The following is a 13393-nucleotide window of genomic DNA, read 5'->3' as shown; positions in this document are numbered from 1 at the left end:
TGCGGCGCCCCCTCGTCCCCTGGATCTCCTTCATCGGCCCAGGCGAGCCAGCAGCAGCCCGCGGAGTCGTCTTCCGCCTCTCCTGAGGCGGCAACTTCCCCGGTTCCGGGCGCGGCCGCCGCCGTCGCATCGCTTGCGCCGGGCTTCCCGCAGAAACTGATTCCCCTCATGCCCAAGGCGAGCATCAAATCCAGCAGCCTCGACAAGAACTCCTCACCTGCTTCTGCAGCTCTTGTGGGCACCATCGCAGCACCCGCTTCCGCAGTGTTCACCTTCTACACCTCCGCCCTTACGGCCCAGGGTTTCAAGGCGGTACCCGGAGACAAGGTGGGCGGCACCAAGTCGCGTGACCTCATCCGCGCCAACGGCGAAACGGCCAATATCTCGGTCATCGAAGAAGCAGGTGTCTCCACCTTCACCGTCGGCGCCAACGTTGCGGCCGGGTCCCTGAAGTGACGGCGTCGCAGATTGCAGCCGAGCAGGGCCGTTTCATCGCGGACGTTGCCGGCGGACTCCACAGCTTCCTCGCCCGGCAGGAAACCGTCATGGCGGACATCTCCCCGGATGTCGCCCCGCTGATGGATTCGATCTCGAAGCTGGTGACCGGCGGGAAGCGCCTCCGGGCCCTCATGGCGTATTGGGGCTGGCGGGGTGCAGGCGGTGACGCGGCGCACCCGGACATCGTCAATGCCGGCTGCGCCTTGGAACTGTTCCAGGCCGCGGCACTGATCCACGACGACATCATTGACCGCTCCGATACCCGGCGGGGCGGTCCCAGTGTGCATCGACGCTTCAGCCAGCTCCACCAGACGGAAGGCTGGGCACTGGACGAGGAACGCTTCGGCCATGCCGCGGCGATCCTGACCGGCGATCTGTGCCTCTCCTTCAGTGAAGAGGCGTTCACCGGCATTGGCCCGCGCGCGGCGTCGGGAACTCCTGCGCGGCACATCTTCAACCTGATGCGGGCGGAGGTCATGGCCGGGCAATACCTGGACATCCTTGAAGAGGTGGCCGGACCCGTGCGGGACCGTGCAGGCGCCGTGGACCGGGCCACCTCGATCATCCGCTTCAAGTCGGCGAAGTATTCTGCCGAGCACCCGCTGGGCCTGGGCGGTGCTCTGGCCGGCGCGGACGAGGCCCTGCTCGCCGGCTATTCGGCTTTCTCGCTTCCGCTGGGCGAGGCCTTCCAATTGCGCGACGACGTCCTGGGCGTCTTCGGCGATCCCGGGACCACGGGCAAGCCGGCCGGCGATGACCTGCGCGAAGGCAAGCGGACCGTACTGGTCGGCTTCGCGATCAACCAAAGCGAGCCGGCAGTTTCCGCCTACCTTGATGCCAACCTTGGCCGGCAGGACCTGGACGAAAGCGAGGTGGGGAAGATCCGGCAGATCATGGTTGATTGCGGGGCACTTGCCGCCACCGAGGCCATGATCGACGAACTCAGCGGCCGGGCCTTCGAAGCCCTTGAGCAGCTCCCCCTCGCCGAGCTTCCCCTGTCTGCGCTCCGGGGCCTTGCCGAGGCCGCCGTGAGCCGGGCCGCCTGAGAAGGCCGCGCGGGCACCCGTAATACCCGGACACCCATAAGAATAATCAGAACAGAGGACGACGCCGGCAGGTCACCTGCCGCCGTCGTCCTCTGTTTACCGTCGTCTTCTGTTGTGGCGGGCAACCGCCCGGGGGTATGTCCTGCGGCTACCAGGCCAGAGACTGCGCCCGGCGGCGGATCTCGGTCTTGCGGCCTTCGCGCAGGGCGTCCACGGGCCGGCCGCGGAGGGACTCATCCGGAGTGAAGAGCCAGACGATGAGTTCCTCATCGGTGTAACCGGCATCCCCCAGCACCGCGACGGTACCTTTCAGACTGTCCAGCACATGACCGTCCTGGATGAAGAGGGCCGGGATGCTGCGGATCTTCCGTTCGCCTACCCTCAGCGCAACCAGTGCGCGCTCATCCAGGAGTCCGTGGACCTTGGTAATGGGAACGTCGAGGATTTCGGCGACGTCGGGAAGCGGCAGCCATTCGGAAACGAGGCTTTCTACAGTACTCACGAAAACAAGGTTGCCACGCCCGGGCCGCTTCGCCTAGCCGGGGGCCGCCCGCTTTGCCAAAGCCGATTGATCAATGAATGGGCCATTGAGCAGGTGTTTTCTTGTGCCTGCTTCAAATCTGTGAGAGATTCACTTTGATCACAATTGCATCTTTTTTCACATTAGTAACATTGGCATCACTGGCAGCAGCGTTCTGCAAAGGCCGCGGCTGAGATGAGGATTTCCTATGACGACCCCACGTTCGTCCAAGAAGACAACAGGCATGCCCGTGTTTGCGGCCACCACAGCAGCGTTGCCCGCCGTCGTGCTCTCATCGCTGGCCCTGGCGCACCCGGCGGCTGCCGCCCTGCCCGCTTCGCAGCCGCAGCGTATCCCCGCAACGCTTGCCGCAGCCATCAAGGCACAGGCCGCACAGGCTTCCGGCACCGTCATCCCGGCGTCGTCCGTGCCCGCCGCCATCCCTGCGGCCTTGCGGGCCCAGCCGGGAGCGGTTCCCTCCACCTATACGGTGAGGCCGGGCGACACCATCAGCGGCATCGCCGCGCGCCACGGACTGAACACCGGTTCCGTGCTGAAGCTCAACCGGCTTTCGGCCAGCTCGGTCATTTATCCCGGCCAGCGGGTCAAGCTCAAGGCTGTCTCCACCGCGCCGGCATCGCGCCCGGCCAGCATCCCCACCGGAACGTACACGGTCAAGCCGGGCGACACCCTGAGCGGCATTGCCGCGCGGCACGGCGTCGGCCTGTCCAAGGTATTCAGCTGGAACCGCCTGAACGCGGGCTCCATCATCTACCCGGGCCAGAAGATCAAGATCGGTGCGGCCCCGGCCGCCCCGAGTCCCGCCGCACCGGCCCCGGCAGCATCCCCGGGCTCCTACACCATCAAGGCCGGCGAGACCCTCGGCGGCATCGCCTACCGGCACAAGGTCTCCCTGTCCGAGTTGCTTTCGGCCAACCGGCTCAAGGCCAGCACCATCATCTACCCCGGGCAGAAACTGGCCATCCCGGGCGCTTCCACGCTCCAGCCGGCGTCAAGTTCCAAACCGCTGGTCCCTAGTTCCTTCCTCGGCTACACGTACCCGGCAGCAGTCGTCAGCTCCGCAAACAAGAACAAGGCGATCCTGGAAGCTTCGCCGGTTCCAACCCGCGAGCAGATGAAGAACATCGTGGCGGACACTGCCCGGCGCATGGGCGTCAACCCGTCCCTGGCCATGGCCTTCGCCTACCAGGAGTCCGGCTTCAACCAGCGCGCCGTCTCCCCCGCCAATGCCATCGGCACCATGCAGGTCATTCCGTCCTCGGGCGAATGGGCTTCGGAGCTGGTGGGCCGCGAGCTCAACCTGCTCGACCCTTACGACAACGCGACCGCCGGCGTCGCGATCATCCGTGCTCTCGTCAGCACCAGCAAGACCGTTGACCTGGCGATCGCCGGCTACTACCAGGGCCAGTACTCCGTCAGCAAGCACGGAATGTACGCCGACACGAAGCAATACGTGGCCTCGATCAAGGCCTTGATGAAGCAGTTCTAGGACGTCTGTCCGCCCACGCAACGGGCCCGGATCGCATGGACGATTCGGGCCCGTTGTCTTTGCTCATTTAGGATCGTAGGGTGCAGGAACAAGTATCGGACCACCTTCTCGGCTCCCTCGTGGACGGGCGCTACCTCGTGCGGGCCCGGCTCGCGGGCGGAGGAATGTCCACCGTGTACCTGGCCACCGACGAGCGGCTGGACCGTGATGTCGCCCTGAAAGTCCTCCATCCGCACCTGGCGAACGACGCCAGCTTCCTGGAGCGGCTGCGCCGGGAAGCACGTGCCGCCGCCAGCCTCTCCCATCCCCATGTGGTGGGTGTGCTCGACCAAGGCCAGGACGGCCACACGGCGTACCTTGTCATGGAGTACATCAAGGGCCACACGCTCCGCGATGTTCTCCAGGAAAAGGGCGCCCTCCCGCCGCGCCTCGCACTGGCCCTGATAGACCCGGTCATCGAAGGCCTCGCCGCGGCCCACGACGCCGGCCTCATCCACCGGGACGTGAAGCCGGAGAATGTGCTGATCGCTGACGACGGCCGGATCAAGGTGGGCGACTTCGGCCTGGCCCGGGCCGTCACCGCCGCCACCAGTACGGGATCGCTGATCGGAACGGTCGGCTATCTGGCCCCTGAACTCGTGCTGGGCCAGGCGGCCGACGCCCACAGCGACATCTACTCGGCGGGCGTCATGCTCTACGAAATGCTGACCGGCGCCCAGCCGTACTCGGGCGAGGTGCCTATCCAGGTGGCCTACCAGCACGTCAATGCGGACATGCCGCCGCCTTCGGACACCGCCCCCGGCCTGGCGTCCGACATCGACGAGCTCGTCCAGTGGTGTACCGCCAAGGACCCGGAGCAGCGCCCCGTCGACGGCGGCGCCCTGCTCTCCGAGCTGCGGCACATCCGCACCACGCTCAGCGATGAGCAGCTGGACTACGTGCCGCCGTCGGCCCTTCCGGCCGCGGGACAGGCAGGGAATCCAGCCGACGCCCATACCGAGCTCCTGGAACGCGCCGCCCTCAACGAAGACAATGCCGGCCGGACAGAGATCATTTCCTCCGGCCACCAGCCCACCTCGATCCTGACGCAGGGCTTTTCAGCGCAGTCCTTCCCGACGTCGGTGCTGCCGCCCGCGCTGTCCGGCGCCCTTGCCGGGGAGGGTGACGCCGACTCGGAGCCCCCGGCCCAGGAACTCTCCCCGCGCGAGGAAAAGCGGGCCGCGCGCCAAGCCGAGAAGGACCGCGTGCGGGCGGCCGCAATCCCGTCACGCACGCTTCGGGAAGGAAACCCCCGGCGCCGCGCCGTCGTCTGGACCCTTGTGATACTGCTACTTGCCATCCTGGCCGGAACGGCCGGCTGGTTCTTCGGCGTGGGCCCCGGCTCCCCGGGAACCATTCCGCCGCTCAAGAACAAGCCGGCGCAGGAAGCCGAACAGCTCCTGCGCACAGCCGGCTTCCAATCCCGGTCCCAGGATGTCTTCGACGACGAGGTGAAATCCGGTTACACCGTGGGAACCGACCCCGCCGCAGGTGTCGAGATCCGGAAGTTCCTGCCGGTCACCCTGTTCGTGTCCAAGGGCCCGCAGCTGTTTCCCCTTGTCGGCCTGGGCGGATTGAGCCTGGAGCAGGCCAAGGACGCGCTGGCCGGCGCAGAGATGACGTTGGGCCAGGTCACTGAAAAATACGACGAGCAGGCACCGGCTGGGACCATCCTGTCGCAGGCACCGGCCAAGGACACTCCGGTGCGCCATGGAACGGCCGTGGCCCTGGTGGTTTCGAAGGGTCCGCAGCCCCTTCCTGTTCCGGATGTGCGCGGCATGGACCGGGACTCGGCGGTGAAGGCGATCACCGATGCCGGACTGACGGCGAAGATCGCCGCGGACACCGTCTTCGACAAGAAGGTTCCCGCCGGTTCGGTGGTCCGCCAGTCGCCGTCGGACGGCACCCTGAACCGCGGCGGCACGGTGACCCTGACCCTGTCCAAGGGGCCGCGCATGGTCGAGGTTCCCAATTTCATCGGCAAGCCGGCCAAACAGGCCGAAAAGGAGCTGAAGAAACTCGGCTTCCAGGTGGAGCTCAACAACGTCCTGGGCGGCTTCTTCGGAACGGTCCGGGACCAGGACCCGGTGGATACCGCTGTCCCGGAGGGGTCCACGATCACCCTGACGGTGGTCTAGCGTCCAGACTTCTTGCGCGAACGTACAGCTGTGGCCCCGAAATCCGCGATTCCGGGGCCACAGCTGTACGTTCGTGGCTCTTGCTAGTGCTTGGCCAGCGCCCCGGCGACCAGGAAGGCCATTTCGAGGGACTGCATGTGGTTCAGCCGCGGGTCGCAAACGGACTCGTAACGGTCGGCGAAGGCGTCCTCGTCGATCGGGTCCGATCCGCCGAGGCACTCGGCTACGTCGTCGCCGGTCATCTCCATGTGGAGGCCGCCCGGCACGGTGCCCAGGGCCTGGTGCACCTCGAAGAAGCCGCGGACCTCGTCGATCACGTCGTCGAAGCGTCGCGTCTTGTAGCCGTTCTGCGAAGTGACCGTGTTCCCGTGCATGGGGTCCGTCACCCACAGCACCTGCGCGCCGGAGGCAGTGACGCGCTCGACGACGGCGGGCAGCTTCTCGCGGATGTTCTTAGCACCCATGCGGGTGATGAAGGTCAGGCGGCCGGGTTCGCGGTTGGGGTCCAGCTTGTCGATGAGGCGCAGGGCATCATCGCCGCTGGTGCCCGGACCGAGCTTCACGCCGATCGGGTTGCGCACACGGGACAGGAAGTCCACGTGGGCGTGGTCGAGTTCGCGGGTACGCTCGCCGATCCACAGGAAGTGGCCGGAGGTGTCGTACGGCAGCCCGGTGCGGGAGTCGATGCGGGTCAGTGCGCGCTCGTAGTCCAGCAGGAGGGCCTCGTGGCTGGCGAAAAATTCGACGCGCTTGAGGGCCTCGAAGTCGGCGCCGCAGGAGTCCATGAACCGGATGGCACGGTCGATGTCCCGGGCGAGGGATTCGTAGCGGGCGTGGGCCGGGTTCTCGGTGAAGCCCTTGTTCCACTGGTGGACCAGGCGCAGGTCGGCGAAGCCGCCCTGCGTGAAGGCGCGGATCAGGTTCAGCGTGGAGGCGGAGGTGTGGTATGCGCTCAACATGCGGCCGGCGTCGTGCGCGCGGGACTCAGGGGTGAAGTCGTAGCCGTTGACGATGTCGCCGCGGTATGCCGGGAGGGTCACGCCGTCGCGGGTTTCCTCGTTGGAGGAGCGCGGCTTGGCGAACTGGCCCGCCATGCGGCCCATCTTGATGACAGGCATCGCAGCACCGTAGGTCAGCACCACGGCCATCTGCAGGATCGTCTTGACCCGCGCGCTGATCTTGTCCGCGGTGGCGCCTTCGAAGGTTTCCGCGCAGTCGCCGCCCTGGAGCAGGAAGGCACGGCCCTGGGCGGCGGCGGCAAGGCGTTCGCGCAGGACATCGACTTCACCGGCGAACACCAGTGGCGGCAGCACCGAAAGTTCCTTGACGGAGGCGTCGAAGACGTCCTTGTCCGACCATGTGGGCTGCTGCGAAATCGGCAGCTCGCGCCAGTCGTCCAGGCCCGGATAGTCAGCGGCGCCGCTTTGCGCCGTGCTGGTCATGGGGCCGGTCATCGAGGGTGCGGGAATAAGCTCAGTCACCCTACAAGACTAGTGGGCGGCTGTCGCTTTGGGGACACGGCTGCCGTAACCCTCGCGGGCGGTGCCGTCACACTTTTCCGCCGGCTCCGCCGTCGTGGTCCTGGCCGCTCTGCCGGGCCTTGACGTCGGCGGCGTATTCGTCCACGTACTCCTGCCCGGAGAGCCGCATGATCTCGTACATGATCCGGTCCGTGACCGTGCGCTGGACCATACGGTCTTCTTCTTCGCCATAGTGCTCGCTGAAGTCCAGCGGCTGCCCGATGATCATGCCGATGCGCCTGATGTTCGGTATCCGTTTGCCGATGGGCTGCACCTTTTCGGTGCCGATCATTGCCACGGGAATCACCGGAACACGGGTCTGCAGCGCCAGCTTGGCCACCCCGGCCTTGCCCCGGTACAGGCGGGCGTCAGGGCTGCGGGTTCCTTCGGGGTAGATTCCCAGCAGTCCCCCGCCCAGCAACACGTCCCGGCCGGCCTGCAAGGACACCTCGGAGGCCGCACCGCCCGAGCGGTCCATGGGCAGTTGCTTGGTGAGCCTGAAGAACAGCGCCGTGAGCCTGCCCTTGATGCTGGTTCCGGTGAAGTATTCGGACTTGGCCAGGAAGATCACCGGGCGGTGCACCATGAGCGGCAGGAAGATCGAGTCGGAGAAGGAAAGGTGGTTGGAAGCGAGGATCGCTGCGCCTTCGGCCGGTACGTTGTCCAGTCCCTTGATCCATGGACGGAACAGCAGTTTGAGGATGGGACCGATAAAGATCCGCTTCATGACCCAATAGAACACCGTGGTTCCTCCCCGGGCGGCATATGAATATGGCCGGACGTTTCCGTTCGACGCTCAATTGCCACCCTACTCCTGTGTGAATTGTGCGGAACAGTGACACGATGGACTCATGACGGAAAGCAGCGTCCCGGATAGTCCACGGCCCTTCCGGTATGCGGGCCACGGGGCCAACGCGGACACCGGAATCGCCCTCTGCCATGGATTCACCGGCAGCCCCCTCAGCATCATGCCGTGGGCCGAATACCTTGCCGCCCGGGGCTTCGCGGTCACGGTCCCGCTACTCCCAGGGCACGGGACGCACTGGCAGGACCTGGCCCGGACCTCCTGGAAGGACTGGTACGGAGCGTTCGAGGAAAGCTACCTGGAGCTGGCCGGCGCAACCTCGCGCTGCTTCGTAGCGGGCCTCTCCATGGGCGGCGCCGTGGCGCTGCGTGCTGCGGCCCGGCACCCGGTGGCAGGGGTCGCCGTCGTGAATCCCGGACTGAGCTTTTATGACCGGCGGGTCCGGTACATCGGCGCCCTCAAGCACGTCATGCGCACCACCGCACCTATCGAGGAGGAAGACCCGACGGCGGCCGCCACCGACGACGGCGACTACTCCCGCACGCCGCTGGCGGCGGTGCACGAACTCAAGAAGCTGTTCCGTTCCGCCTACCGCTCACTTCCGGCCATCACGGCACCGGCACTGGTGCTCAAGTCGCAGCAGGACACGGTGGTACCGCCGAGTTCCCTGCAGATGATCCGCAAGCGCATCGGCAGCAAGGACCTACGGGTGGTGTCCCTTCCGCACAGCGGACACGTGGCGACCCTTGACCTGGACGCGCCCGTGGTCCTTGAAGAATCCGCCGCGTTTTTCCTGCGGCACGCCGCCGACAGAGTAGCCTCGGAGTCATCATGAACACTCTCCCCGATTCTTCGCCGTTCTCAAGCAGCTTCACCGGTTCAGGCCCCAGCGTCGGCGTGGTGATGAGCCACGGATTCACTGGCAGTCCGCACAGCTTGCGCCCCTGGGCGCGGTACCTGGCTGGAGAAGGTTTCGCCGTCCGGCTTCCCCTGCTGCCCGGCCACGGTACCAGCTGGCAGGACATGGCCACCCGGCACTGGCAGGAGTGGCACAACGCGGTGGATGCCGCCTACCTCGAGCTGCAGGCCGAATGCGACTATGTGTTCGCCGCAGGGCTCTCCATGGGAGGCGCGCTTGCACTCCGGATCGGGGCCACCCGGCCGGTTGCCGGCACCATCGTGATCAATCCGGGCCTGGTCATCGACGACCCCCGCGCCGCGGTGGTCGGCATCCTCAAGCATGTCCTCAAGACCACTCCGGCCATCGCCAACGACATCCGCAAGCCCGGCATGGATGAAGGCGCCTATCCGCGCACCCCGGTGGCCGCGGCCCATGAACTGAAGAAGCTGTACAAGGACACCTGGGCGCTGCTCCCCCGGATTTCCGCGCCGGTGCGCGTATTCCGTTCCTCCGTCGACCATGTGGTGTCCGACGCCAGCATCCGGCAGCTGCGGCGCCTTGTCTCGGCACCCGTGGAGCTGACCGTCCTGGAGAACAGCTATCACGTGGCGACCCTGGACAACGACGCCCCGGGAATCTTCCAGGCTTCCGCGGAATTCATCCGGAAAACCGTTGCCGGACTGGCCGCCGGGGAGACCGGCCGCGCCCTGGACGACTCCGGCCCCGAAGGACGGCACCCATGAACAGGCCGGGGCCCGACTCCGCGGACCAAAGCGCGAACAAGGACGAGGACGCCATCTGGCTTGACCTCGTAGCCAGGCTCGAAGCCATGCCGGACGAAGACCTGGACGGCCCCGGCGATACTCCGGCGTTACCGGACCGGAGCCCCCGGACGGGCAGCTTCAGCGATTATGACCCGCTGGGGCTTTCCCGGCCGGCCTTCGAGGAAACCGATGCTGGCGACGCCGTATCCGAAGGTGGGCCGCGCGATTACGAAGCGGCCGAAGACGACGAGGGTTTCATCCCGGAGGAGCCGCCCAGCCTGGCGGGAACCGAGCCGCTGACAATGCTGGCCTGGGTGGGCGCCATCGGCGGGCCGCTCGCCCTGCTGTTCACGGCGATGTTCTGGCGTTCGGCGCCGCTGCCGGCAATCCTCGGGATGGTGGCTGCCTTCCTTGCTTCCGTGGTCTACCTCATCATGCGGCTCCCCCGCGAAAAGGACGACTACGACGACGGCGCGCGCGTCTAAGCGCGTGCGCTGACCTGCCTAGCCCTGCAGCCTGCCGCTGACCCTGGACAGATCGGCCGCGCCGATCATGCCTGCGCTGGGCCCGAGTTCGGCAAGCTTGATCGCCGCCGGCGGGCGGAAACCACGGCCGGTGAGGTTCCTTGTGAATGCCTGCCGCGCCGGTCCCACCAGCAGTTCGCCGGCGTCGCACAGGCCGCCGCCGATCACGAACGTCCCCGGGTCGAGCGCGGCTGCGAGGTTGGCCAGGCCCAGGCCGAGCCATTGGCCGACTTCTTCCAGCAGTTCCCTGGACGCCGGATCGCCGGACTTCGCCAGCTGGGAAACCGTCAGCCCGGTAATGTCGTCGACCACCCCGCCGCTGGCCTTCAGCAGTTCGTAGGCCAAAGGGGACTTCCGGCGGGCGAGTTCCCGGGCTTCCCGGCCGAGCGCGTTTCCCGAAGCATACTGTTCCCAGCAGCCCCGGTTGCCGCATTCGCAGCGGTGGCCGCCGGGAACAGCCACCTGGTGGCCGAACTCGCCCGCGACCCCGAAGCGCCCGCGCTCCAGCCGGCCGTCCATCACCATCGCACCACCGATGCCGGTGCCCAGGGTGATGCACACGAGGCGGCTCTCGCCGCGCCCGGCGCCGAAGCGCCACTCGGCCCAGGCGGCGGCGTCGGCGTCGTTGGAGAGGAGCACTGGCCGGCGAAGGAGCTTCTGCAGGTTGTCCCGCAGCGGTTCATTGCGCCAGGCGAGATGCGGGCTGAACAGCACCGTGCCGCCGTCGAGGTCCATCCAGCCGGCAGCGCCGATGCCAAGGGAAGCAATCCGGTGATTCTCCCCAAGCTCCTGGACAAGTTCAACAATTACCCCCTCCACTGCGCGGGGGTCGCTGCCCGGCGTCGTCCGGCGCCGTTCCTCCAGGACCCGGCCCTCGGCGTCGACCACACCGGCGGCCACCTTGGTGCCACCGATGTCGATCCCGATCGCCAGGCCGCGCCGTCCCAGCCGCGAATGCCCGGCGGACGCTGCCACCTGGTTTCCCCCGCCAGGGGCCCAGGGGGCGGCACCTTTCCGCAGCGGACCACGACGGCGGACGGCGGCGGATGCGGGCCAGGGCGCCTTGCGCGCCCGGCCGCCGGCTGGCGGTGTGGTTCTCAGCATCCCGCCATCCTATTCCCGGGGCAGGACATACCCGGGGATGCGAAGGCAGCAGCGCAACACGTCGAAACGCCCGCGCATTGGCGGATTTCCGGGCTTCGCCGTAAAGTTACTCGCCAGTAGGTGAACTCCGACACACCCATACAACGGGCGTATTAGAGTTAGAGCAGCCCTGCATTGGTCTGTTGATATCAAAGGAGCTATCGTGCGTGAAGTCAGTGTTCCGCCCCTGGTAAATGTTGCCCCTGAAACCAACATCACGGACCTCGTGATCCGGCAGGCAAACAAGCCGTCCAACCCCGCCCTCTTCGCCAAGCTGGACGGGGCCGGCCAGTGGCAGGACATCCACGCCCGGGAGTTCCTCGCGGATGTATCGGCACTGGCGAAAGGCCTGATCGCCAACGGCGTCCAGCTCGGCGACCGGGTGGGCATCATGTCCCGCACCCGCTACGAATGGACCCTGGTGGACTTCGCCATCTGGTTCGCCGGCGGCATCTCGGTTCCGATCTACGAAACCTCCTCCCCCTCGCAGGTGGCTTGGAACCTCGGGGACTCGGGCGCCGTGGCAGCGTTCGCCGAGGCCGCGCACCACGAGGACATCATCCGGCAGGCAGTGGCCGGGCAGGACCTCGGCACGGTGGCCAATGTCTGGCAGCTGGAAGGCGGTGGACTCGACCTGCTGCGCAGCGCCGGCGCCGGAGTCAGCGACGAGGAACTCGAATCCCGCCGCAGCAAGGCGGTACTCTCGGACACCGCCACGATCATCTACACCTCGGGCACCACGGGCCGGCCCAAGGGCTGCGAGCTGACCCATGGCAACTTCGTGGAACTGTCCGAAAACGCGCTGGCTTCCCTGGGTGACGTGGTGAACGAGCACGCCCGAACCATCATGTTCCTGCCGCTCGCCCACGTGTTCGCCCGCTTCATCTCGGTCCTGGCCGTCGCGGCCGGCGCTCAGGTGGCCCATACCCCGGACATCAAGAACCTGCTGTCAGACCTCCAGAGCTTCAGGCCGTCCTTCATCCTGGCTGTGCCGCGGGTCTTCGAGAAGGTCTACAACTCGGCTCTGAGCAAAGCCGAGGACGGCGGCAAGGGCGGGATCTTCCACACGGCGGCGGACACCGCCATCGCCTACTCGAAGGCACGCCAGAGCGGTTCCATCGGCCTGGGCCTGCGGCTCAAGCACGCGCTCTTCGACCGCCTCGTCTACGGCAAGCTCCGTGCGGCAATGGGCGGGCATGTCTCCCACGCGGTCTCCGGCGGCGGCCCGCTGGGCGAACGCCTGGGCCACTTCTTCCAAGGCATCGGGCTCCAGATCCTCGAGGGCTACGGCCTGACGGAAACCACAGCCCCGATCTCCGTGAACACCCCCTCCCTGATCAAGATCGGCACTGTGGGCGCTCCCTTGCCGGGCAACGCGGTCAGGATCGCGGACGACGGCGAGATCCTCGCCAAGGGTGTCTGCGTAATGAAGGGCTACTTCAAGCGCGACGACCTTCTTGCCGAAACCTTCGTGGATGGCTGGTTCCGCACCGGAGACATCGGCGAACTGGACGAGCAGGGCTTCCTGAAAATCACCGGCCGCAAGAAGGAAATCATCGTCACCGCCGGCGGCAAGAACGTGGTTCCGGCGCTGCTCGAGGACCAGATCCGTGCCGACGCCCTCGTCTCCCAGGTAGTGGTCCTCGGCGACAACCGGCCGTTCATCGGCGCCCTGGTGACCTTGGACGAGGAGGCCCTTCCCGGCTGGCTGGAGCGCCACGGCCTGCCCGCGGGCACAAGCCTCCAGGAGGCGACCGACAACGCCGTGGTACGGGCCGCGGTGCAGGAACTGATCAGCAGGGCCAACCAGTCGGTGTCCCAGGCCGAGGCCATCAAGTCCTTCCGGATCGTCGGCTCGGACTTCACCGAAGCTTCCGGCCACCTGACGCCGTCCATGAAGGTCAAGCGCGCCCAGGTGATGAAGGACTTCGAGACCGTCATCGAGGAGATGTACGCGGCCCCCAGGGGTTCGTAGTTGCACGGAG

General features: G+C 66.7%; 12 protein-coding genes. 8 read left to right on the top strand and 4 right to left on the bottom strand.

Annotation, left to right across the window (positions count from 1 at the left end; genetic code table 11):
* Positions 1–168 precede the first annotated feature (168 nt).
* Together ACNQPB_RS16290 and ACNQPB_RS16285 are read left to right on the top strand one after the other, a co-directional pair.
* A complete protein-coding gene (locus tag ACNQPB_RS16290) occupies positions 169–456 on the top strand; it encodes a hypothetical protein (protein ID WP_498753461.1) in 288 nt (95 codons plus the stop codon).
* Entirely contained in the window at positions 453–1544 is a 1092-nt protein-coding gene (locus ACNQPB_RS16285; RefSeq protein ID WP_498753460.1) for a polyprenyl synthetase family protein, read from the top strand. Before ACNQPB_RS16290 ends, ACNQPB_RS16285 begins: the two co-directional genes overlap by 4 nt.
* 148 nt (positions 1545–1692) lie before the next feature.
* Here ACNQPB_RS16285 and ACNQPB_RS16280 read toward each other — a convergent pair whose 3' ends face one another.
* A complete protein-coding gene (locus tag ACNQPB_RS16280; protein WP_074590526.1) occupies positions 1693–2046 on the bottom strand; it encodes an Rv2175c family DNA-binding protein in 354 nt (117 codons plus the stop codon).
* Positions 2047–2272: 226 nt separating this feature from the next.
* Here ACNQPB_RS16280 and ACNQPB_RS16275 point away from each other — a divergent pair, with 226 nt between their 5' ends.
* Positions 2273–3574 carry a lytic transglycosylase gene (locus ACNQPB_RS16275; protein ID WP_498753459.1) on the top strand — a complete coding sequence of 434 codons (1302 nt, stop codon included), beginning with the start codon at positions 2273–2275 and terminating at the stop codon, positions 3572–3574.
* Positions 3575–3654: 80 nt separating this feature from the next.
* A complete protein-coding gene (pknB, locus tag ACNQPB_RS16270) occupies positions 3655–5751 on the top strand; it encodes a Stk1 family PASTA domain-containing Ser/Thr kinase (protein WP_498753458.1) in 2097 nt (698 codons plus the stop codon).
* A gap of 83 nt (positions 5752–5834) precedes the next feature.
* On the opposite strand, the gene ACNQPB_RS16265 is transcribed toward pknB, so the two are convergent.
* The gene (locus tag ACNQPB_RS16265; RefSeq protein ID WP_498753500.1) at positions 5835–7205 is read right to left on the bottom strand and encodes a class II 3-deoxy-7-phosphoheptulonate synthase; all 1371 of its coding nucleotides are present in this window, start codon (positions 7203–7205) and stop codon (positions 5835–5837) included.
* A 94-nt stretch (positions 7206–7299) separates the two neighbouring features.
* The gene (locus tag ACNQPB_RS16260; RefSeq protein WP_498753457.1) at positions 7300–8013 is read right to left on the bottom strand and encodes a lysophospholipid acyltransferase family protein; all 714 of its coding nucleotides are present in this window, start codon (positions 8011–8013) and stop codon (positions 7300–7302) included.
* Between the two features lie 109 nt (positions 8014–8122).
* Between ACNQPB_RS16260 and ACNQPB_RS16255 the strand changes: the two genes are divergently transcribed.
* From ACNQPB_RS16255 to ACNQPB_RS16245, 3 genes are read left to right on the top strand one after another with little or no spacing between them, the layout of a single operon-like run.
* Entirely contained in the window at positions 8123–8911 is a 789-nt protein-coding gene (locus tag ACNQPB_RS16255; protein WP_498753456.1) for an alpha/beta hydrolase, read from the top strand.
* Entirely contained in the window at positions 8908–9720 is an 813-nt protein-coding gene (locus ACNQPB_RS16250) for an alpha/beta hydrolase (protein WP_498753455.1), read from the top strand. Before ACNQPB_RS16255 ends, ACNQPB_RS16250 begins: the two co-directional genes overlap by 4 nt.
* Positions 9717–10226 (top strand): hypothetical protein, encoded by a 510-nt coding sequence (locus ACNQPB_RS16245; RefSeq protein ID WP_498753454.1) that lies wholly within the window; start codon positions 9717–9719, stop codon positions 10224–10226. Before ACNQPB_RS16250 ends, ACNQPB_RS16245 begins: the two co-directional genes overlap by 4 nt.
* An 18-nt stretch (positions 10227–10244) precedes the next feature.
* Here ACNQPB_RS16245 and ACNQPB_RS16240 read toward each other — a convergent pair whose 3' ends face one another.
* Complete coding sequence (locus ACNQPB_RS16240) at positions 10245–11369, bottom strand: ROK family glucokinase (protein ID WP_498753453.1); 1125 nt, start codon at positions 11367–11369, stop codon at positions 10245–10247.
* A 202-nt stretch (positions 11370–11571) separates the two neighbouring features.
* Here ACNQPB_RS16240 and ACNQPB_RS16235 point away from each other — a divergent pair, with 202 nt between their 5' ends.
* Positions 11572–13383 carry an AMP-dependent synthetase/ligase gene (locus ACNQPB_RS16235; RefSeq protein WP_498753452.1) on the top strand — a complete coding sequence of 604 codons (1812 nt, stop codon included), beginning with the start codon at positions 11572–11574 and terminating at the stop codon, positions 13381–13383.
* The last annotated feature ends 10 nt before the right edge of the window (positions 13384–13393 follow it).

The organism is Curtobacterium sp. LFS079, assembly GCF_047977865.1.
Taxonomy (GTDB): Bacteria; Actinomycetota; Actinomycetes; order Actinomycetales; family Micrococcaceae; genus Arthrobacter.
This window is presented reverse-complemented; position numbering and strand designations above follow the sequence as displayed.

Bases quoted from the DNA above. Each gene is read 5' to 3' on its own strand.
- ACNQPB_RS16290 (WP_498753461.1), top strand. From the start codon at position 169: ATGCCCAAGGCGAGCATCAAATCCAGCAGCCTCGACAAGAACTCCTCA.
- ACNQPB_RS16275 (WP_498753459.1), top strand. From the start codon at position 2,273: ATGACGACCCCACGTTCGTCCAAGAAGACAACAGGCATGCCCGTGTTT.
- ACNQPB_RS16265 (WP_498753500.1), bottom strand. From the start codon at position 7,205: ATGACCGGCCCCATGACCAGCACGGCGCAAAGCGGCGCCGCTGACTAT.
- ACNQPB_RS16255 (WP_498753456.1), top strand. From the start codon at position 8,123: ATGACGGAAAGCAGCGTCCCGGATAGTCCACGGCCCTTCCGGTATGCG.
- ACNQPB_RS16250 (WP_498753455.1), top strand. From the start codon at position 8,908: ATGAACACTCTCCCCGATTCTTCGCCGTTCTCAAGCAGCTTCACCGGT.
- ACNQPB_RS16245 (WP_498753454.1), top strand. From the start codon at position 9,717: ATGAACAGGCCGGGGCCCGACTCCGCGGACCAAAGCGCGAACAAGGAC.
- ACNQPB_RS16240 (WP_498753453.1), bottom strand. From the start codon at position 11,369: ATGCTGAGAACCACACCGCCAGCCGGCGGCCGGGCGCGCAAGGCGCCC.